Annotated in this window: 24 protein-coding genes; 16 read left to right on the top strand and 8 right to left on the bottom strand. The window is 39.8% G+C overall.

Going from position 1 to position 16,933, the window contains the following annotated elements; translation table 11 throughout:
• Positions 1–3: 3 nt before the first annotated feature.
• Positions 4–531 (top strand): hypothetical protein, encoded by a 528-nt coding sequence (locus CWB72_RS10635; protein ID WP_252371527.1) that lies wholly within the window; start codon positions 4–6, stop codon positions 529–531.
• Between the two features lie 200 nt (positions 532–731).
• Here the strand turns inward: CWB72_RS10635 and CWB72_RS10630 are convergent, their stop codons facing one another.
• The 8 genes from CWB72_RS10630 to CWB72_RS10595 form a co-directional block, all read right to left on the bottom strand.
• The gene (locus tag CWB72_RS10630) at positions 732–1,217 is read right to left on the bottom strand and encodes an FKBP-type peptidyl-prolyl cis-trans isomerase (RefSeq protein ID WP_138631241.1); all 486 of its coding nucleotides are present in this window, start codon (positions 1,215–1,217) and stop codon (positions 732–734) included.
• 12 nt (positions 1,218–1,229) lie between these two features.
• Positions 1,230–2,144, bottom strand: coding sequence for a CAF17-like 4Fe-4S cluster assembly/insertion protein YgfZ (ygfZ, locus tag CWB72_RS10625; RefSeq protein WP_138631239.1), 915 nt, complete (start codon positions 2,142–2,144; stop codon positions 1,230–1,232).
• A 109-nt stretch (positions 2,145–2,253) separates the two neighbouring features.
• A complete protein-coding gene (locus CWB72_RS10620) occupies positions 2,254–3,423 on the bottom strand; it encodes a glutathionylspermidine synthase family protein (protein ID WP_138631237.1) in 1,170 nt (389 codons plus the stop codon).
• 36 nt (positions 3,424–3,459) lie between these two features.
• Entirely contained in the window at positions 3,460–4,044 is a 585-nt protein-coding gene (locus CWB72_RS10615) for a DUF1190 domain-containing protein (RefSeq protein WP_138566058.1), read from the bottom strand.
• Positions 4,045–4,052: 8 nt separating this feature from the next.
• Complete coding sequence (locus tag CWB72_RS10610) at positions 4,053–4,457, bottom strand: DUF350 domain-containing protein (RefSeq protein ID WP_138631235.1); 405 nt, start codon at positions 4,455–4,457, stop codon at positions 4,053–4,055.
• Between the two features lie 35 nt (positions 4,458–4,492).
• Positions 4,493–4,858 carry a PilZ domain-containing protein gene (locus CWB72_RS10605; RefSeq protein ID WP_130255424.1) on the bottom strand — a complete coding sequence of 122 codons (366 nt, stop codon included), beginning with the start codon at positions 4,856–4,858 and terminating at the stop codon, positions 4,493–4,495.
• A gap of 122 nt (positions 4,859–4,980) precedes the next feature.
• Positions 4,981–6,654 carry an energy-dependent translational throttle protein EttA gene (gene ettA, locus CWB72_RS10600; protein ID WP_058030209.1) on the bottom strand — a complete coding sequence of 558 codons (1,674 nt, stop codon included), beginning with the start codon at positions 6,652–6,654 and terminating at the stop codon, positions 4,981–4,983.
• Between the two features lie 101 nt (positions 6,655–6,755).
• Positions 6,756–7,643: a DMT family transporter gene (locus CWB72_RS10595; protein WP_138631233.1), complete on the bottom strand. Its 888-nt coding sequence runs from the start codon at positions 7,641–7,643 to the stop codon at positions 6,756–6,758.
• A gap of 567 nt (positions 7,644–8,210) precedes the next feature.
• On the opposite strand from CWB72_RS10595, the gene CWB72_RS10590 reads away from it, so the two are divergent.
• From CWB72_RS10590 to CWB72_RS10525, 15 genes are all read left to right on the top strand, one after another.
• Positions 8,211–8,486, top strand: a complete 276-nt coding sequence (locus tag CWB72_RS10590; protein ID WP_138631231.1) for a helix-turn-helix domain-containing protein — start codon at positions 8,211–8,213, stop codon at positions 8,484–8,486.
• Complete coding sequence (locus CWB72_RS10585) at positions 8,461–8,823, top strand: hypothetical protein (protein WP_138566053.1); 363 nt, start codon at positions 8,461–8,463, stop codon at positions 8,821–8,823. The genes CWB72_RS10590 and CWB72_RS10585 overlap by 26 nt, the downstream gene beginning before the upstream one ends.
• An 11-nt stretch (positions 8,824–8,834) precedes the next feature.
• Positions 8,835–9,254, top strand: coding sequence for a glycoside hydrolase family protein (locus CWB72_RS10580; protein ID WP_138631229.1), 420 nt, complete (start codon positions 8,835–8,837; stop codon positions 9,252–9,254).
• Entirely contained in the window at positions 9,251–9,646 is a 396-nt protein-coding gene (locus CWB72_RS10575; protein ID WP_289508445.1) for a 3TM-type holin, read from the top strand. Before CWB72_RS10580 ends, CWB72_RS10575 begins: the two co-directional genes overlap by 4 nt.
• Positions 9,643–9,885, top strand: coding sequence for a hypothetical protein (locus tag CWB72_RS10570; RefSeq protein WP_138566050.1), 243 nt, complete (start codon positions 9,643–9,645; stop codon positions 9,883–9,885). Before CWB72_RS10575 ends, CWB72_RS10570 begins: the two co-directional genes overlap by 4 nt.
• Positions 9,886–9,963: 78 nt before the next feature.
• The gene (locus CWB72_RS10565) at positions 9,964–10,785 is read left to right on the top strand and encodes a baseplate assembly protein (protein ID WP_138566049.1); all 822 of its coding nucleotides are present in this window, start codon (positions 9,964–9,966) and stop codon (positions 10,783–10,785) included.
• Positions 10,786–10,793: 8 nt separating this feature from the next.
• Positions 10,794–11,696 (top strand): phage tail protein I, encoded by a 903-nt coding sequence (locus CWB72_RS10560; RefSeq protein ID WP_138631225.1) that lies wholly within the window; start codon positions 10,794–10,796, stop codon positions 11,694–11,696.
• 39 nt (positions 11,697–11,735) lie between these two features.
• Entirely contained in the window at positions 11,736–12,425 is a 690-nt protein-coding gene (locus tag CWB72_RS10555; RefSeq protein ID WP_138631452.1) for a phage tail-collar fiber domain-containing protein, read from the top strand.
• 10 nt (positions 12,426–12,435) lie between these two features.
• On the top strand, positions 12,436–12,609 hold the full coding sequence (locus CWB72_RS20560; RefSeq protein WP_171037270.1) for a hypothetical protein: 174 nt from the start codon (positions 12,436–12,438) through the stop codon (positions 12,607–12,609).
• An 88-nt stretch (positions 12,610–12,697) separates the two neighbouring features.
• Positions 12,698–13,246 (top strand): hypothetical protein, encoded by a 549-nt coding sequence (locus CWB72_RS10550; protein WP_138631223.1) that lies wholly within the window; start codon positions 12,698–12,700, stop codon positions 13,244–13,246.
• Positions 13,247–13,255: 9 nt separating this feature from the next.
• Positions 13,256–13,624, top strand: a complete 369-nt coding sequence (locus CWB72_RS10545; RefSeq protein ID WP_138631221.1) for a hypothetical protein — start codon at positions 13,256–13,258, stop codon at positions 13,622–13,624.
• 46 nt (positions 13,625–13,670) lie between these two features.
• Complete coding sequence (locus CWB72_RS10540) at positions 13,671–14,663, top strand: baseplate assembly protein (RefSeq protein ID WP_138631219.1); 993 nt, start codon at positions 13,671–13,673, stop codon at positions 14,661–14,663.
• The gene (locus CWB72_RS10535) at positions 14,656–15,546 is read left to right on the top strand and encodes a phage tail protein I (protein ID WP_171037269.1); all 891 of its coding nucleotides are present in this window, start codon (positions 14,656–14,658) and stop codon (positions 15,544–15,546) included. Before CWB72_RS10540 ends, CWB72_RS10535 begins: the two co-directional genes overlap by 8 nt.
• A gap of 9 nt (positions 15,547–15,555) precedes the next feature.
• Complete coding sequence (locus CWB72_RS10530; protein ID WP_138631215.1) at positions 15,556–16,110, top strand: phage tail-collar fiber domain-containing protein; 555 nt, start codon at positions 15,556–15,558, stop codon at positions 16,108–16,110.
• A 26-nt stretch (positions 16,111–16,136) separates the two neighbouring features.
• Positions 16,137–16,892, top strand: a complete 756-nt coding sequence (locus CWB72_RS10525) for a hypothetical protein (protein ID WP_138631213.1) — start codon at positions 16,137–16,139, stop codon at positions 16,890–16,892.
• Positions 16,893–16,933: the final 41 nt, after the last annotated feature.

Raw genomic sequence — 16,933 nt, 5'->3', positions numbered from 1 at the left:
TTTATGTATAAGAATACGCAGTTTGCTTGGGTAATTTGGGCAATTTTATTATGGATCAGCAGCTTCTTAGTAGTTGCAGCACAGCTCCTTGGTTTTAATATAGGTGTTGTCGGCTTTGCAGGCTTATTAGTGTTGGTTGCCATCGCATTTTATGGGCTAACTGTTGAAGTTGATCAGAAGAAAAAAACGGTAAGCTGGTGGTTTGGACCAGGGGTTGGCAAAAAAACACTTAATTTTGAAGAAATTGATTCAGTTAGCGCTGTTCGTAATTCTCTGCGCCATGGTGTTGGTATGCGAATTAGTAACGATGGTTGGGTATATTCAGCTGCTGGGTTTAGTGCCATTGAAATAGCGCTAAAAGACGGCATGAAATATCGTATTGGCACAAATGATAAAGATACATTACTGAGTAGTTTTCCCGAAGCATTGAGAAAGCAGCCTGAAATCACACCGACACCTAGTGATGATGATTTGGATGAAGAAAGTGGAGCACCGGTTAAGAAGCGTAAAGACCCATTTGATTTTCATTGATTGCTTCGAGTTTAAAAAAATAGCGCCATTCATAGGCGCTATTTTTATTTATACCAATCGGTTTAACTAAGAGGTCTATTTTGAGGTAAGAAAACCTTGTTGGTAGCACCGCAAATGAGAAATGTTTAACGCAGCTTTCATCAGGTTTAATCCGTCAAAATGAGTAAGTGTTATCGCAGATTGGTATAACAAGTTGTGGATTAATGGTCGTGTCCACAACCACCTGCGCCATGAACATGGCCATGTTGTACTTCAACAGCAGTTGCCTGGCGTACATCAATAATTTCAACATCAAAGGTGAGTGTTAAACCTGAAAGCGGGTGATTTCCGTCAATGATCACTTCATCACCTTCAATTCCTATGATAATCACAGTGTGTTCACCTTCATCCGTGGTTGCTCTAAATTGCATGCCTACATCGATATCCATACCTTCAAACATAGACTTTTCGACAACTTGAGTTAAGTTATCGTGACGCTCACCATAGCCTTGCTCTGGTTCAACGGTGATTGAGAATGTATCGCCAGCTTGTTTGTCGGTAATAGCAGCTTCAAGACCTGGTACTAAGTAACCGTGGCCTGCGATGATTTCTAGTGGTTCACCGTCATAGGTATTATCTATGGTATTTTGCTCATCATCCATTACTGAGAAGTGCATTTTGACAACGGCGTCTTTTGTGATTTTCATAATAGGATCCAATTATTGATCTTCAAGAGAATAAGGGAGAGGTTGGATTGAAACCAACTGCTCAGGAGAATGCTTTAGTCTTAGTGTAGCATCTAATTGAGTGTCGTTAGGTAACACAGCTAGTGCGCTATATTTATTTGTCTCACGGTTAAACACTTGGCTAACGACTTTACCAGCTCTACGCCAATTATCTTCAAGCTGAATTTCTAAATCACTCTCTTGCGTTGCTTGCTCAGCGTTACCTTGAACAATATACATAGCCCGTTTGTTTTTACCTAAATAACGCATGCGGGCAACGGTTTCCTGGCCCGTATAACAGCCTTTTTTAAAGCTAATTCCATCAAGCGCCTGCAAGTTAATCATTTGCGGAACAAACTCTTCAATATAATCACTATTCAAAGATGGTTCACCAGCTAAGATGGCTGCTTCTTCAAATACTACAGCATCGCTTTCCAGCTTAATCTCTTGGGGTAATTCAGCTTCATCATTGAGTAAAACGACTAAACGTTCGTTATCTAACTTTAAGGCGATACCTTGCTCAAACTCACAACAGTTCTGTTCGTCTAAGAATGAGACACCTAAAACTTCACAGGTTGCATTAAGATCAGAAGTTAAAATACCAAATAAGGCAGCGTTATCGATTAAATTGATATCAACATTAGCAAATACGCCATATTTTTTTAACTCACGCGCTGACGCTTCACATTCAGCTGGACTACCTAATAAATAAAATTGAGTTTGGTGTTTAAATAACTTGAATGCACCCCAAAGCTTGCCTTTTGGAGAGCAGTGTCCAGCCCATAAAAATTGTTGTTCGTTGATTAAATTTAAATCTTGAGTCAACTGGCCATGTAAGTAACTGAGTTGATCTTGGCCTGATACTGCGATGAGATGTTGATTCAAAGGAAAAGCACGGCTGTGCGACATAGTATTCATCCCTACGAAATGATTTGCGTTAAGTTTAGCGCATTTAAGTATTTGCTTAAATGGCAAATACTTAAATGCGTGTACTATGTGCAAAAATATTGCGTAATAATTAGCCTAAAATGATATGTGGTACAAAGCGGCTGAGATCTTGTGTGATCAAAGAGCTATCTTCACGAATACTCATAGCGACAGCTTCGTCGTTAACCATCCAACTGCCAATAAGTGGATAATGACCATCAAAGTTGGGAAGCGCATGAAAAGCTTGATATACGAAGCCCTCTTCACCATACCCACCCGAAGAGCTGGCGAGTAGTTTCCCTGCTTTGGTGATCTCGATATTTGCCCCTTCACGTGAAAATAAAGGTTTTTTGACTACACCTTGGCTTAAATCGAGTTTATGTTTGTCTTCTGCAAAGTAAGCAGGAAGCAGGTTAGGGTGCCCTTCGTACATTTGCCAAAGTAAGGGCAGAATGGCTTTATTAGAAATAATAGATTTCCATGCCGGCTCCAACCACTGCATCTTCAAATTAGAAAGTGCAGGAGCAAACTCGTCTGTAAACATAAACTCCCAAGGATAAAGTTTAAATAACCATTTTATGGGGTTTTCGTGAAGATCAGTGAGTTGTTCTGCCTCATTTAGTCCGAGATCTTCGACATAACAAAATGCGGTTTTGAGCCCGGCCTCCATGGCGCAACTTCGCATATATTCAACAGTGCCAAAATCTTCATCACTTTCTTTGCAGCACGCAAAAAAGAGTCTTTGTGAGCGGTGAAAGCGGTGCAATTGCCTAAAATGTTTAATGAGCGCTTCTTGTAAGGCATTAAACTGATCAGCTTGACGCGCTATTTTTCCGCTATTAACCATATCTTCAAGCCAGCGCCATTGAAAATATCCAGCTTCAAAGAGCGAGGTCGGTGTATCAAAGTTTGCTTCTAGTAATTTTGCAGGGCCTTGACCGTTATAACTGAAGTCAAATCGGCCATATAAATGTGGGTCACGCCGAAACCATGAGCGTCGAATTAAATCCCATTGTGCTTCAGGGATCGAAAACAGTCTCATCAGAGCGTCATCATCACAAACTTTATTTACAAGTTCTAACAACATCTGATTGAGTTCTACAGAGGGGTCCTCTATGTCTTGCTCTATCTGTTTTAAAGAAAATTGGTAGTAAGCACTCTCATCCCAATATGTTTGACCATGCATGGTATGAAAGTTAAAGCCACTTTCTTTGGCGAGTTGTTGCCAATGAGGGCGAGGTGAAGCTAAAATTCTAAGCATAGTGAGTTGCCAAACAGTATAGGTTAAGCAATATGCTTAACCGCCCCAACTGCTACGAGAAGCACTGCGACCAAAGCCTCCACGCTTGCGAGTAACTGGTTTGCGTTTGGCTTTATAGTTCACTTTGCTTGATTTTACGAGGGTTGAACCGCTGCTGTTAGCACTAGCAATATAATCGTTATTTGAATTACGATAGCTAAAGAAGTCGTCTTTACTGCGGTATAAAGGTTTTGCACCAGAGTAGTATTTTCCGCCTAGCATTGCGCGTTTATGTTTGCGCTTTTTCTTTAGTGCATCAAGTCCTTCATCAACTGCTTCGGCGACTAAACCTATCATGAACCCCGCCATCAGCGGTTGCCAAATCCCACTGTTGGATTCACATCTATCAAAGCCAAAATCACTTTCACACAGTTGTTCAGTTGCGTAGCGTGGCGCTTCGTCTAAATGTTGCTCTAAGGCTTGTTGGTATTCAGCCTGACAAGTTTCAATGTCGATACCAAATGAGTTACATTCAAGAGTGTCTTGAAATAGAAGTGCAGATTCATCACTGTCACCGCAGCCAGCCAGTGAGCCTGTCGCACCCATCAGTAGGGTTAATTTTATGTGTTTGCTACGTTTCATAACGCCTCCTAATAAGTCATACAGGCAGCGTTTAAAACTCCAGTAGCCAAAGAGGCCGCACCTAAAAATAAGCCCGCACTTAAGTGTTGCGCTTCAATTTTTTCAGACAGCTTCGGCATATATAAACGAACAGTAAAGAAAGTCACTAATTGCATTACACCTGCAATAATACCCCAAACAGCAAAGTCGATTAACGACACTGCATTTACCGCTGCACTGGCAATTGGCAAGATGAAACCAATGAGTGTGCCGCAGAAAGCGACAGCCGCAGCAGGGTTATTTTCTTTCATTAATCGCCATTCACAATGCGGCGTGATGTAGGTATAGACAAATAAAAAGCACAGCGTGATGATGTAACCAATCACAAAGTAACTAATAAAGGGTAAAAATCCTTGTAAAGATTCTAAAATCATTTTTATCTCTTCTTATAATTCTTTGAATAGTTTATTTAAGCTCTGATGTAAGCCAGTTGTTCAATCTCACGGTTTAATACAGTGTCATCGCCAACATTGAGTTCAATTAAACGTTTTAAATGGGTAACACTTTCAAGATCAATTTGATTGCAGTGTAAACCTAAATAATCAGTTTCGACATGACGTACTTCTATTTCCATTGAAATGAGCACATCGCTGTCAGGTAAATGGAACTTAAGATTTGCGGCTTCACCTTGTAATGGCACATAGCCGACAGGTAAAGTGATCAGCGCACCTTTGAGTGAGAGGTCAAGTACTTGGCAGTTATAATCACCACTGGCGGTCATTAAAGTTGCCGGATTTGAAAATAAGATACGTGTAAAACGTCTACGCTCTTCCATCGTGATCCTCTGATAATTCTGTCTATTTCAAGCCTAGATAGTAATACACTTAGACTCCAGTGTAAAAAAAGCCCTGCATATGCAGGGCTTTTTAAATCAATAGCTTAAAAAATAACTAACAATTAGCCAATTTTCTTGTATTTAATACGCTTAGGCTCAGCAGCTTGCGCGCCGTACGTCTTTTTAAGCCATGCTTCGTATTCAGTGTAGTTACCGTCGAAGAAGTTTACTTGGCCTTCGTCACGGTAATCTAGAATATGCGTAGCGATACGGTCTAAGAACCAACGGTCGTGCGAGATACACATTACACAACCCGGAAACTCTAAAATCGCGTTCTCAAGGGCACGTAGTGTTTCAACGTCTAGGTCGTTGGTTGGCTCATCCAGTAGTAAAACATTACCGCCAGCTTTTAACAGCTTAGCTAGGTGAAGACGGTTGCGCTCACCACCAGAAAGCTCTTTTACGAACTTTTGCTGGTCGTTGCCTTTGAAGTTAAAGCGGCCAACATAGGCACGGCTTGGGATCTCAAAGTTACCAATTTTAAGTACGTCTTGACCGTTAGAGATTTCTTGGAAAACAGTGTTGCTGTCGTCCATGTTGTCACGGAACTGATCAACCGCAGCGAGTTCTACAGTTTCACCAACATCAACAGTACCAGCATCTGCTTGCTCTTGGCCTGAGATCATTTTGAATAACGTTGATTTACCTGCACCGTTAGCACCGATAATACCAACGATTGCACCTTTTGGTACACTGAAGCTTAGGTTGTCGATAAGTACACGGTCACCATAACCTTTAGTTAGGCCATTTACTTCAATTACTTTATCACCTAGGCGAGGACCAGGTGGAATGAATAGCTCATTTGTTTCGTTACGTTTTTGGTAATCACTTTGCTGTAGTTCAGAGAACTGCGCCATACGCGCTTTAGATTTAGCTTGGCGACCCTTCGGGTTTGAACGCACCCATTCAAGCTCTTGAGCAATCGACTTTTGACGTGCTTTTTCAGCTTTTTCTTCTTGTTTTAGACGCGCATCTTTTTGCTCAAGCCAAGAAGAGTAGTTGCCTTCCCAAGGAATACCATGGCCACGGTCAAGCTCTAATATCCAACCCGCAACGTTATCTAAGAAATAACGGTCGTGGGTTATAGCTACAACAGTGCCTTCGTAGTCGTGTAAGAAGCGCTCTAGCCAAGCAACAGACTCTGCGTCTAAGTGGTTGGTTGGTTCGTCTAGTAATAGCATATCTGGTTTTTCTAGAAGCAGACGACAGATAGCAACACGACGACGCTCACCACCAGATAGGTGTTCAATCTTTGCATCCCACTCAGGTAGGCGAAGTGCATCAGCGGCGCGCTCTAAAGCGTTGTCTAGGTTGTGGCCATCATGTGCTTGGATAATCGCTTCTAGTTGACCTTGCTCTTTTGCAAGTGCGTCAAAGTCAGCCCCATCCATTGCATATTCCGCATAAACTTCATCAAGACGCGCAAGGGCGTTTTTAACTTCACTTACTGCTTCTTCAACGGTTTCACGAACCGTTTTGTTTTCGTCTAATTGCGGTTCCTGAGGAAGATAGCCGATTTTAGTTCCTGCAAGTGCATTAGCCTCACCTTCAAACTCTTTATCAACACCCGCCATAATACGTAAAAGAGTCGATTTACCTGCGCCGTTTAGACCTAGTACACCAATTTTCGCACCAGGGAAGAAAGATAATGAAATATCTTTTAAAATCGTACGTTTAGGTGGCACCACTTTGCTAACGCGGTGCATTGAATAAATAAACTTATCTGGCAATGCCATAGATGAAACCTTTCATGTTCAAAATTAACTAGCATATTGTAGAGTTTACCTAGCGATTTCGTCAATCAAACAGCAGGTTATCTCTTTTTTAAATCATTAAATTAGCTCAAAACTAATAGTGCCACACCAGAAAAAGCAATTAACCCACCCAATATCATATTTTTTGTTATGGGTTCTTTGCGCAGGGCACCAATGGTCATCACCATCAGTGGGGCGGTTGCGAAGATAGTTTGTGCGATGGCCGGATCGGTATGTTTGACTGAAATAAGCTGTAGCCATAAGCCGATAAAGGTGCCAAAGAATACAGCGGCAAAAAGCCAATGCTTTTGGCTAATTCCCTGTAAAGTGATGGCTTGCTTTAAATGTTGGTCTTTTAATACGGCAACGACACAAGCGACCGCTAGCGTGCCTGAAAATAAGCGAATAAAGGCGGCCCATAAGCTTCCTATTTGCTCTGCGTTCATCACTCCTTTTGACATCACCATGCCTGCAGCTTGGCAAGTTGCTGCGATGAGTGCGAACGCAACCCCTTTGATGTAAATGCTCTGTTCAACACTAGGTAACGGGTGTTTAGGTTTAATTGCTATTAGTACACCCATTGTGGTGATGAAAATGCCTAACCAAGCGAGGCTGTTGAGCCACACGCCAAGCAATACAATATTTAGTACACCTGCAATGGCTGGCGCGAGAGATTCAATGACCAGAGTTCGTGCAGGGCCAATATTTCTGAGGGCTGCAAAATAGGCGCTATCGCCAATAGCAATACCCAAAATGCCGCTGACAATAAGCCAAGCCCAAGAGCTGGCTAATTGAGGGAAAGGGCTGGAAGGCATAATTAGCAAGATTAATAACATCAGTGCACAAGCAATTATGCCTTTACTGACGTTTAATTGTAGTGGCGACAGATGATGACTAAAACGCTTATATATAATTGTCGATGACGCCCAGACTATGGCTGCACTGATTGCCGCAATTTCACCGATTCCCATTTTATGCTCGTATTTACTCTAACTATTTGGCGCATTATCAAGAATTAACACTATGATGCAAATATATGAGTTGAAGCATTTTGAGTACTTATATTTATACTTTTTAGCTTGGTTTAAATAATTTAGGCCTGATGTGATATTTTGCTGAAATTCAAGATGAATTATTCTAAATATTAGATTCTAGTTTCATAAAAGTGTTTATAAAAAAGATACAAATGGAAAACACATCTTATAGTCTGTCCCTAAATAAATACTTTAAGTAATTTGTATTATTAAAAAAGGTTACTTATTGATATAAGGTCATTTTTGACCTGTTTGATGTCCTAAAAATCAGTATTATATCCCTAAGCTCAGCAAAGTTACGAACTTACCTTGTTACATAAATTTATTTGTTAATGTTTGCCGAGTCCATGTCAAGCTAAATGATGTTGTCTTTATTGTGTAGGTATTTGATTGGAAGAAAGTAGTAAGTCAAAACACTTATAAAGGATTTATTTGTCGAACGTAAGACTAACTAGCACCTATCGCTGCACAGAAAACAACCCATTCATGCAACTAAGGAAAGGGATGATGCAGGTAGCTAATTCTAAAGCAAGATTATACAAACAAAAAAAAGCGCCTTTAGGCTCTGAAATTCTCAGGTTTGCAAGACGATTACGTGGTTATACACAGGCGGAATCTGCTGCAAATTATGGTATTGAAGAAAGGACATTAAGGCGTTGGGAAAATAGAGAATACAGTCCAAGGTGGAACGATGTAGTTGGACTTGTTGAAGATGTGTATTTATTGGATATCTTAGAAGTAATAGGAAAAATCAATGATTGTGACGCCAGTAACCATTAAGAAAATCCGAGCTATATTGAGACGTTGGGGTAAGTTTTGGCGTCAAAGAGAGTTGGGTAAAGGTTTTAGTCGTCAGGCGATTACCGAACAAATTGGGGCAGTAAAAAGTAATTTCTCTACTAGCGATATGATGCATGTGCCACATGAAATAGAACAAATTGATACCCTAATTTCAAAGTTAAGGCCCGAATGTATTAGAGCAATTAGAGCGCAATACTTAGTAGAAGGCAGTTTAGCGATTTCAGCAAAGCAATTAGGCTTTGAGACGAAGCGTTCAGCAGAGTTTTGGCTGTTTAAAGCTGAAAACGCACTATTGTTAGAACTTACAGAAGCTTAAAAGGAAAATGTATGTCGATTATGAATACAGTTGAGCAAATTAAGCGGCATGAAGGGTTTCGTCGCTATCCGTATTACTGCTCTGCAGGAAAATTAACAGTTGGGTACGGTCGAAATCTAGATGATGTTGGTTTAGATGAAGATGAAGCAGAGCATTTATTATCGGTAGACATTGAAAATGCTTTAATTGGAGTGAAAAGACGAATTGATACTGACTGCTGTAATGAAGCAAGGGTAGCTGTATTAACAAATATGGGTTTCAACCTAGGCATACAAGGTCTGATGAAGTTTAAGAAAATGATTGCCCATGTTGAAAAAGGTGATTTTGAGAATGCAGCGCTCGAGATGTTAAATAGTCGTTGGGCAAGTCAAGTACCTAATCGTGCTAATGAGCTTGCACAGCAGATGTTAACGGGAGATTGGCAAGAGTGAATTGGTTGAGCCAATTGTTCGCTAGTTCAGGCGAGCCAGTAAAGGCGATCAGTAATATGATCGATGAACTTTATACCAGCGACGATGAGCTTTTAGAGTTAGAAGCTTTAAAAGCACGCTTACAGGCCAAACAACGTGAATTACAAATCGAAGTAAATTCTATACAAGTTAATCATCGAAGTGTATTTGTCGCAGGTGCCAGACCATTTCTGATGTGGGTGTGTGGCTTAGGCTTTCTGTTTGCGTTTGTTATTAACCCAATCTTGCAATGGCTAATACCTGAGCAAGGAACACCTATATTGCCTTTGAATGTGATGTTAGAACTAACATTAGGCATGCTAGGTTTAGCTGGACTAAGAACAATCGAAAAAATAAAAGGAGTCGCTAAGTGAGGCAGCCAGAGAATTGGCAAATGAAAAAGGAGTTAAATCTTGCTCATATACTCACAACCATTGCTTTGGTTGTATCTGGGATTTTGTATTTGAATGATTTGGACAAACGAATTACGTCAAATTATCAAGAGTTAACTCATCTAAAACAGATTAGAAACGAAGATCAAAAACGAATAGAAAAGCGATTAGATTCAATAGATAAGAAGTTGGATGCTCTTTTGAGTGCAAAGCACAAGTAAACAACAAAAATTGAAATCTTTACGTCAACTTATACTTATTTTTCTTTGTAATCATTTTATAAATCAAGGAGGTTAACTATGACAAGTGCAATAGAATTATCTCAGCTAGCTCCCCCTAATGTAATAGAACCTCTAGACTTCGATACGATATTAGAAAGTCTGTTGTCATCTATTAACAAACAGATACCAGACTATGCGTTACTTGAATCAGACCCTGCAGTGAAAATATTAGAACTAGCCGCTTATCGTGAACTTCTTATTAGACAGCGTATCAATGATGCTGCTAAATCTGTTCTTTTAGCTCATTCGAGCGGGAATGATTTAGAAAATTTAGGTGCACTTTTTGGGGTTTACAAAGAATTAGACGAAGATGAAGAGAGGTTTAGAAAAAGAATTCCATTGTCGCTAGAAAGTTATAGCATGGCAGGAACTAGTGGAGCATACGAGTATCATTCTTTCAAAGCAGATAAAAGAGTAAAAGATGTTTTTGTAGAGTCATCAGCACCAGGAGTTGTTGATGTATATATTTTAGCTTCACAAATTAATATGTCTGCAGAGATAAAAGACAAAGTTAAGTCTTGGTTAAATAGTGAAGATATCCGGCCAATTACAGATCAAGTTTTCGTACACTTGGCTAATGTTGAAACTCAAACAATTAAAGCCGCCATCCATTTAAGCAAACATGCTTCCGAAGAATCAGTAAAACTTGAAATATACAAGGCATTAGATGTTTTTATTGCCGAGCATTACAAGCTTGGTAAAGAAATTCCATATTCTGCCGTAGTTGATGCTCTCCATCAGTCAGGTGTCAGAAAAGTAAAATTACTATCTCCTTCGGAGGATTTGATACCGGATGATAAAACCGCAATTAAATTATCAATCGATATCACGTTCTTGTGAGTTGCAATATGAGAACAATAGACAAAAAAAAACATGAGATTGTCAAAATCTCACAGTCAATTGAAAATACGGTGATTAATTCAGTTGAGCAGTTCAGCTCTTCGGAGGTTATTGAGCAGAATATTGCTCATCAGTGGGATCCATTGAGGTGCCCTGTGACATTACTGCCGTGGCTTGCTTGGTCCCTGTCAGTCGATGACTGGGATGAATCTTGGACTGAAGAAACCAAACGAGCAATGATAGCTAATTCGGTGAAAGTACATAAACATAAGGGAACGGTAGGCGCTGTAAAAAAAGCGCTGTCAGCTTTGGGTTTACAGATAGATTTCTTTGAATGGTTTGAAGATGTAGATGATGTCTATCTTGCTCCTTATCATAGCCGAGAGCCTAATACATTTATATTTATTGCATGGGCGAATGAAACACCATATACAAGTAAGTCGATTGTTTTAGATCAAACTTTGTATGACGCAATTTACAGAGTTACAAATCAAACAAAACCGCAAAAAGCACATTTTGATTTTTTAGTTGGCGTTAAAATGTCTTCAGCAATGTTGGCTGGTGCAATATCCAAGCAATCGGTCAGCAAGAGAAGTTATGCTCAAGTTTTGCCGCATGCTAAAACTCGTTATGCTTCAAATGAACTGTGGATTTTTAATGGGTTATCTAAATACAGAATGACTGCATTTAGAGCATACGCAATTTCATCGGGAAAAAAATCAGTCACTTTCAAAAATGAGATGATGCATAAGTTTGTCTGTCGAAAAGTCATTCCTAATATTTTTAGACAATATACTCAGACAGCTAAAACAAGAAAGCTTTCTTTAAATTCAACACAATTGAAAATTAATTTAGTCCAAGCTAAACGCTCAAGATTAAGTGTAATGCGTTTATATGGAGAAATAAATTAGAAAAATTTTAAACAACACAAGGAGTGCAAAGTGAGCACTATGATTCATCCAGTTATTACAACGGCTGGACTTAATGCTGTTTTTCGGGCGCAACAAAATAGTATAAAAGCAAAGATCACCAAAGTAGGATTGGGCTCAGGCATACACGAAGTTACTGAAAATACCACCTCTTTAGTCGATGAAAAATATCGTCTTGATATTGACCATTCTGAATATTTTGCGGACAACAAGCAACTACATTTAACAGTTCGTGATGACTCAGAAACTCTAAATGGGGGGTTTTGGGTTAATGAAATTGGTTTCTATGCTGAAGAAGAAGTAAATGGTGTTATAAATCATGTCTTATTTGCTGTTTATTCTTCTGAACAGCCAATAGCCTATAAATCTAATGATATAGATCTTCTTTTAGCATTTGATTTAGTGCTAACTGGTGTGCCTTCAGACTCAATCACGGTAATTGATAAAGGGGTTGATTTTAATATTCTGATAGCGCCTGAGCTTGCAAAGATGGGAGCAGCGCAAATCGGAAATATGAACCGTTATTTAGAAAATAAATTTGAACAAATTGCATTAAAAAAACAAGCAGAAGAAACGAAAGCTCAACTTGAGAAAGAACTTAGTTTTGAAAAACAACTTTCAAATGCAAAAAATAGAGAGTTTCTCGCTGCAAATGCAGCCTATCATATTGCCAATATGGCGCGCCACGTAAAAAACATAGTTAACTTGTGAGATTCCATAAATGAACAAAAGCAAGACTTCAAATAACTCTATATATAACGATGCGAAAAGAGGACTGGCGGCTTATAAAATGTACAAGCAACAATACGAGCAAGCCACCTTAGCCCAAAAGATGCAGAATAACAAAAGCATTTCTGAGCAACGGTTAGCGTCAGATGACTTTAGAAGTACTTAAATCAATACACTTGAAATCTTATAGCAAATTTAAAAATTTTTAGAGGCCCGCGTTATGCGGGTTTTTTATTTTATAAAGGAGAATATATATGTCGTTAGAAAATAACATCGCGACACTGGTTCAAAAGTCAGAGCAACTTACATCAACAGTGGATAATAAAGTCGCTGAAATTGATGCCAGTACAGCGAGTATGCTTCAACGGGTTGATAATGCTTTATCAGATAACCATGTAATTGGTGAAGGCATAAGAGGTACTCGTGGGTTTGCGATTGCTAATTATTTTACTTCAACAAGTGGAGTAACAAACATGCATGTGAAATTGCCATACAAAATTGACACGCATAACCATATGTTCCATATACACATAAAAGGGTACGCCTATGGTGAGAATGCTATCGTAGATGCCGTCTTTACTGGGTATTGTTACAAAAATGGGAATAGATTACATCAATCTAAAACGATGGGCACACATGAACCAATCGTTTATGTTGGTTCTGATCAGCATGTATATCTGAGACTATCATTTACAAACCAATATTACCTGACCTTATCTGCTGACTCTATTCGTGTTGGCAATGGTACTGTTTTGGGTGCAGGTGACATTGAGTTTATCAACAATACCGCAGCGGAACTTTAAGGAATTAAGATGGACAATTTAATCGCAACAGAACAAAGCCCTGAAATAGAGGCAAAAATTGCTAAAGAGACGGCTCGAATTACTTTAAGACACAAAATTAGCAACCGAGTTGCTGATGAAGGCAGTTTATTGGGATGCACGTCAGACATCAGTCATTTATTACTTGCTGAGCTGAGTGCTTTTGTTAATAAACTTAGTCAAGCTCAATCTCTAGCTGAAATGAGGGCTTCAACTAATTCATTAAAGTCTGCAATTGGTGATATTGAGAGTAAAATAGCGTCAGAAGAAGTTGTATTTCCATATCAGGTTAAAGGTAAACTAGCTTCTATAGAAGAGGCTTTAGACCGAGCGACTGAAGTGAGTACTCTTCTAAAATAGCATTAAATAAGTCGCCAAGTTGGTGACTTCAATTTAGAGGTCTACCATGTCTCTAACAAATTTTAGTGCGATTGACCTTAGCCGTTTTCCTACTCCAACCCTCATTGAAGCGCTCAGTTATGAAGACATTTACACAAATGTCTTAGCGGAGTTTCAATCGCGTTTTTCTGAATTCGACGCTTTAGTTGAAAGTGACCCAGTATTAAAAGTGCTTGAAGCATTTGCCTACAGAGAAATGCTCCTAAGGCAGCGAATTAATGAAAGTGCGGAACACGTGTTACTTGCCAAAGCCAGTTCAAAAGAATTGGACTACTTAGGCAGCCGGTTTGGAGTAGAAAGAGCGGCGGTGCTGTCGCACTCAGAAGACAATACATCAGAAAATTTTGAAAGTGACGAGCGCTTTCGACAAAGGATCAAACTGGCTTTAGAAGGTCACAGTACAGCAGGTCCTGCAGGTGCATACACATTTCATGCTTTTACAGCATCGCCAGCTGTGCATGACGTACATGTAGATGCGCCTGAGTTTGCATATATCGATCTGCCTGAAGAGATACAAAGCTATTTACCTGCGAATACACATCTCCTTTCATGCACACGAAATGCAAATTTATCAAAACCAGCCCCTGGTGATGTGGTTGTAACCGTTTTGAGTAATGAAGGAAATGGCGCCGCAAGTGAATCTGTTCTTAGTGAAGTAAAAGCTCATTTAGAAAGGGATGACGTCAGACCATTAACTGATAGGGTCAATGTGGTTTCAGCTGACATTATTGAGTTTAATTTAGAAGCGACTTTGTATTTTTATCCAGGTATGAATGCAGCTGAAATTATTCAAGATGCTAAAGCGAGTGTTAATCAGTTTTTTACAGAACGTGCGAAATTAGGACATGATATTTCAATATCTGCGCTTCATGCTGCGCTTCATGTAGCGGGGGTGCAACGAGCAGAAATTCATCTTCCTACTCAAGATATTTTGATAAACCAATATCAAGCTGCACATTGTTTAAATCTGTCTATACATGATGGGGGCGAGCATGTCTGATAATGCGTCACTGTGCCAAGGCGCTGACTTGGTAAAGGCATTAGACGCACTAAGCGAAACAGTACTGGATATACCCGTCGATCTTCATCGACTTTGGGACCCCTTTTCATGCCCAGTGACATTTTTATCTTGGTTAGCCGATTCACTCAGTGTCGATACTTGGGATGAAAACTGGCCTGAATCAGTTAAACGGCGGGTTATCGCTGAAAGTGTTCCCAGCCATATTAAAAAGGGCACAGTCGGTGCAATCCGCGCATCTTTGAATGCGCTTGACGTCGATGTGCAGTTGCAAGAATGGTGGCAAACAGGTGGTGTGCCGCACACAGCAAAGCTTACAGCGATTGCTAATGTAAATTTAACGAGTGACGGTGATACATTTCTCACGCCACGAAATCAAGCTCATATATGGCAGGTTGTCAGTGCGCATAAACCATTAAGAACACAAGTTGATTTCATAATTGGCGTTAATTTGCATAACCAAGTTGAGGTTTATGGTGGGGCAAGTACAACCAACCTTCAGCAGATTACATGGCAAGATATACCTAAGTTTCAGTTTGAGACTGCAAAACAAGGGCTATCAAGTATTGCTTTAAACGTGAACATGAGTAATGAGACGTTTTGTGATGCGGCGCGAGCAGAATTTAAGGGTAATACGTTTTTAACTAATCTTGCCTTGTCTACAAATGTTGAGAAACCTTATTTTGAGGATAAATCGAATTCAGAATTTAAAGAGTCTATTAATCTCTGTAACGGCGCATTTTTTCAAACGCTGAGCCGGCATCTTTTTAATGATGAACCTTACGGGCAATGCACAAGTCCGATTTCAGCATCTAGTATGGCAAGTCATATCGTTGTGCAATCAACTTCAATGACAATTATTTAAGGAAAATTTATGAATGCATATACCCCCGTGATCACTCAAAAGGGTATCAATGCGGCAGTGAGTGCTCAAGCGCAAGGCATTAAGATCCAAATAGGGCATATTGCTGTTGGCGATAAAGGTTACACACCTGACAGAAATATGACAGCTTTAAAAGGTCAAAAGAATACTTCTGCAGTGGAAGGAGCCACAGTGTCAGGTAATGGACAATTTCATGTCACCGCGGCGTTTAAAGACAATGCGAATTATGCAGTTAGAGAGGTGGGTTTTTACTTAAACGACCACGATGATGAGAGTCAAAGAACTTTGTTTGCAGTATGGTCGCACCCTGAAAATGTGCTTTTTTATCAAACGCCTATCGCGACAATTGTGCAAGGATTTGACTTACTCTTAACCGCTGTGCCTGCAGACAGTTTGGATTTCGAAGTAACCGGAGATCTAAACATTTTTTATGCAGACGAGTTTGCAGCCATGACGGTTGCCCAAACAAAGATGGCCGCGGCGCAAGCGCAATCTAATTTGCGTCAGGTTGAGTTTAACGATCGTCTACTTGCTTTAGGCGCTTAAACTCACAATAAAGGTCTGGGTGAAATATGTCTCAAGTTGAGCAGGCGCTGCACTTTTTTGTCGATGCAGATCCTCAGTTTGCTGATGTCAGTCATGATGGAAAGAGTGAGCTTGAACCTTTAAATTCAGTGAGTGCTGCGTTAGCTAAAGCGACCAATGAATCAAAGTCACTTGTTATTTTTCTTGCAGCCAATGGGTATGCTCATCAAATAGCGCAAGTCACATTGCCAAACTGCAATGTGAGATTTGAAACATATAGTTTACCAGGTTGGGAGCAGCCAAGTGTCGTTATAGATTGGCATGATGTCATTCAATTACAGCCTGCGAGTGATGAACAATGTAGATTTGATGTTTTACTCAAGGGCGAAATACACAAAGAGATCCGTCTACTAGCAGATAGATTATTTGCAGTGAATTCAGAGCTTAATTATCTAATTGCCAGTGACTCTGCTGAGTATCCAATCAAGATTAGTGCACAGCACTCGTTGGGTTCATCACTATTTGGTGTGTTTAATCATGCGAATGTGGCGAATAAATTGACCATAGCGTTTTTAGAAGTCGCCACGCTAGCTATCTCGCCTGATATGGTGCAAGTGAAAGGAAAAAGCGTCAATGAAACGACTTCTTACTTTGATGCGCAGGCAATTGCAAAATCGCCGCTAGTTATTAGTGTTAATGCGTTGAAAAGCAGTGAAAACAGCGCACCACTTTTACCTCCCGTTCTGAACGGCAGCTTTGTTTCAATGATGTCTGAAACACAACTTCATACCTATCAGCTTTAACTGATCATTACTCCACTTTTCAAAATATTTTTATCTTCTTT

This window comes from Pseudoalteromonas phenolica, assembly GCF_005886345.1.
In the GTDB taxonomy this organism is placed as follows: Bacteria; Pseudomonadota; Gammaproteobacteria; order Enterobacterales; family Alteromonadaceae; genus Pseudoalteromonas; species Pseudoalteromonas phenolica_A.
This window is presented reverse-complemented; position numbering and strand designations above follow the sequence as displayed.

Bases quoted from the DNA above. Each gene is read 5' to 3' on its own strand.
- CWB72_RS10590 (WP_138631231.1), top strand. From the start codon at position 8,211: ATGATGCAGGTAGCTAATTCTAAAGCAAGATTATACAAACAAAAAAAA.
- CWB72_RS10615 (WP_138566058.1), bottom strand. From the start codon at position 4,044: ATGAAACGTAGCAAACACATAAAATTAACCCTACTGATGGGTGCGACA.
- CWB72_RS10565 (WP_138566049.1), top strand. From the start codon at position 9,964: ATGACAAGTGCAATAGAATTATCTCAGCTAGCTCCCCCTAATGTAATA.
- CWB72_RS10585 (WP_138566053.1), top strand. From the start codon at position 8,461: ATGATTGTGACGCCAGTAACCATTAAGAAAATCCGAGCTATATTGAGA.
- CWB72_RS10535 (WP_171037269.1), top strand. From the start codon at position 14,656: ATGTCTGATAATGCGTCACTGTGCCAAGGCGCTGACTTGGTAAAGGCA.
- ettA (WP_058030209.1), bottom strand. From the start codon at position 6,654: ATGGCATTGCCAGATAAGTTTATTTATTCAATGCACCGCGTTAGCAAA.
- CWB72_RS10635 (WP_252371527.1), top strand. From the start codon at position 4: ATGTATAAGAATACGCAGTTTGCTTGGGTAATTTGGGCAATTTTATTA.
- CWB72_RS10550 (WP_138631223.1), top strand. From the start codon at position 12,698: ATGTCGTTAGAAAATAACATCGCGACACTGGTTCAAAAGTCAGAGCAA.
- CWB72_RS10580 (WP_138631229.1), top strand. From the start codon at position 8,835: ATGTCGATTATGAATACAGTTGAGCAAATTAAGCGGCATGAAGGGTTT.
- CWB72_RS10620 (WP_138631237.1), bottom strand. From the start codon at position 3,423: ATGCTTAGAATTTTAGCTTCACCTCGCCCTCATTGGCAACAACTCGCC.
- CWB72_RS10610 (WP_138631235.1), bottom strand. From the start codon at position 4,457: ATGATTTTAGAATCTTTACAAGGATTTTTACCCTTTATTAGTTACTTT.
- CWB72_RS10545 (WP_138631221.1), top strand. From the start codon at position 13,256: ATGGACAATTTAATCGCAACAGAACAAAGCCCTGAAATAGAGGCAAAA.
- CWB72_RS10555 (WP_138631452.1), top strand. From the start codon at position 11,736: ATGATTCATCCAGTTATTACAACGGCTGGACTTAATGCTGTTTTTCGG.
- CWB72_RS10595 (WP_138631233.1), bottom strand. From the start codon at position 7,643: ATGGGAATCGGTGAAATTGCGGCAATCAGTGCAGCCATAGTCTGGGCG.
- CWB72_RS10525 (WP_138631213.1), top strand. From the start codon at position 16,137: ATGTCTCAAGTTGAGCAGGCGCTGCACTTTTTTGTCGATGCAGATCCT.
- CWB72_RS10530 (WP_138631215.1), top strand. From the start codon at position 15,556: ATGAATGCATATACCCCCGTGATCACTCAAAAGGGTATCAATGCGGCA.
- CWB72_RS10540 (WP_138631219.1), top strand. From the start codon at position 13,671: ATGTCTCTAACAAATTTTAGTGCGATTGACCTTAGCCGTTTTCCTACT.
- ygfZ (WP_138631239.1), bottom strand. From the start codon at position 2,144: ATGTCGCACAGCCGTGCTTTTCCTTTGAATCAACATCTCATCGCAGTA.
- CWB72_RS10630 (WP_138631241.1), bottom strand. From the start codon at position 1,217: ATGAAAATCACAAAAGACGCCGTTGTCAAAATGCACTTCTCAGTAATG.
- CWB72_RS10605 (WP_130255424.1), bottom strand. From the start codon at position 4,858: ATGGAAGAGCGTAGACGTTTTACACGTATCTTATTTTCAAATCCGGCA.
- CWB72_RS20560 (WP_171037270.1), top strand. From the start codon at position 12,436: ATGAACAAAAGCAAGACTTCAAATAACTCTATATATAACGATGCGAAA.
- CWB72_RS10560 (WP_138631225.1), top strand. From the start codon at position 10,794: ATGAGAACAATAGACAAAAAAAAACATGAGATTGTCAAAATCTCACAG.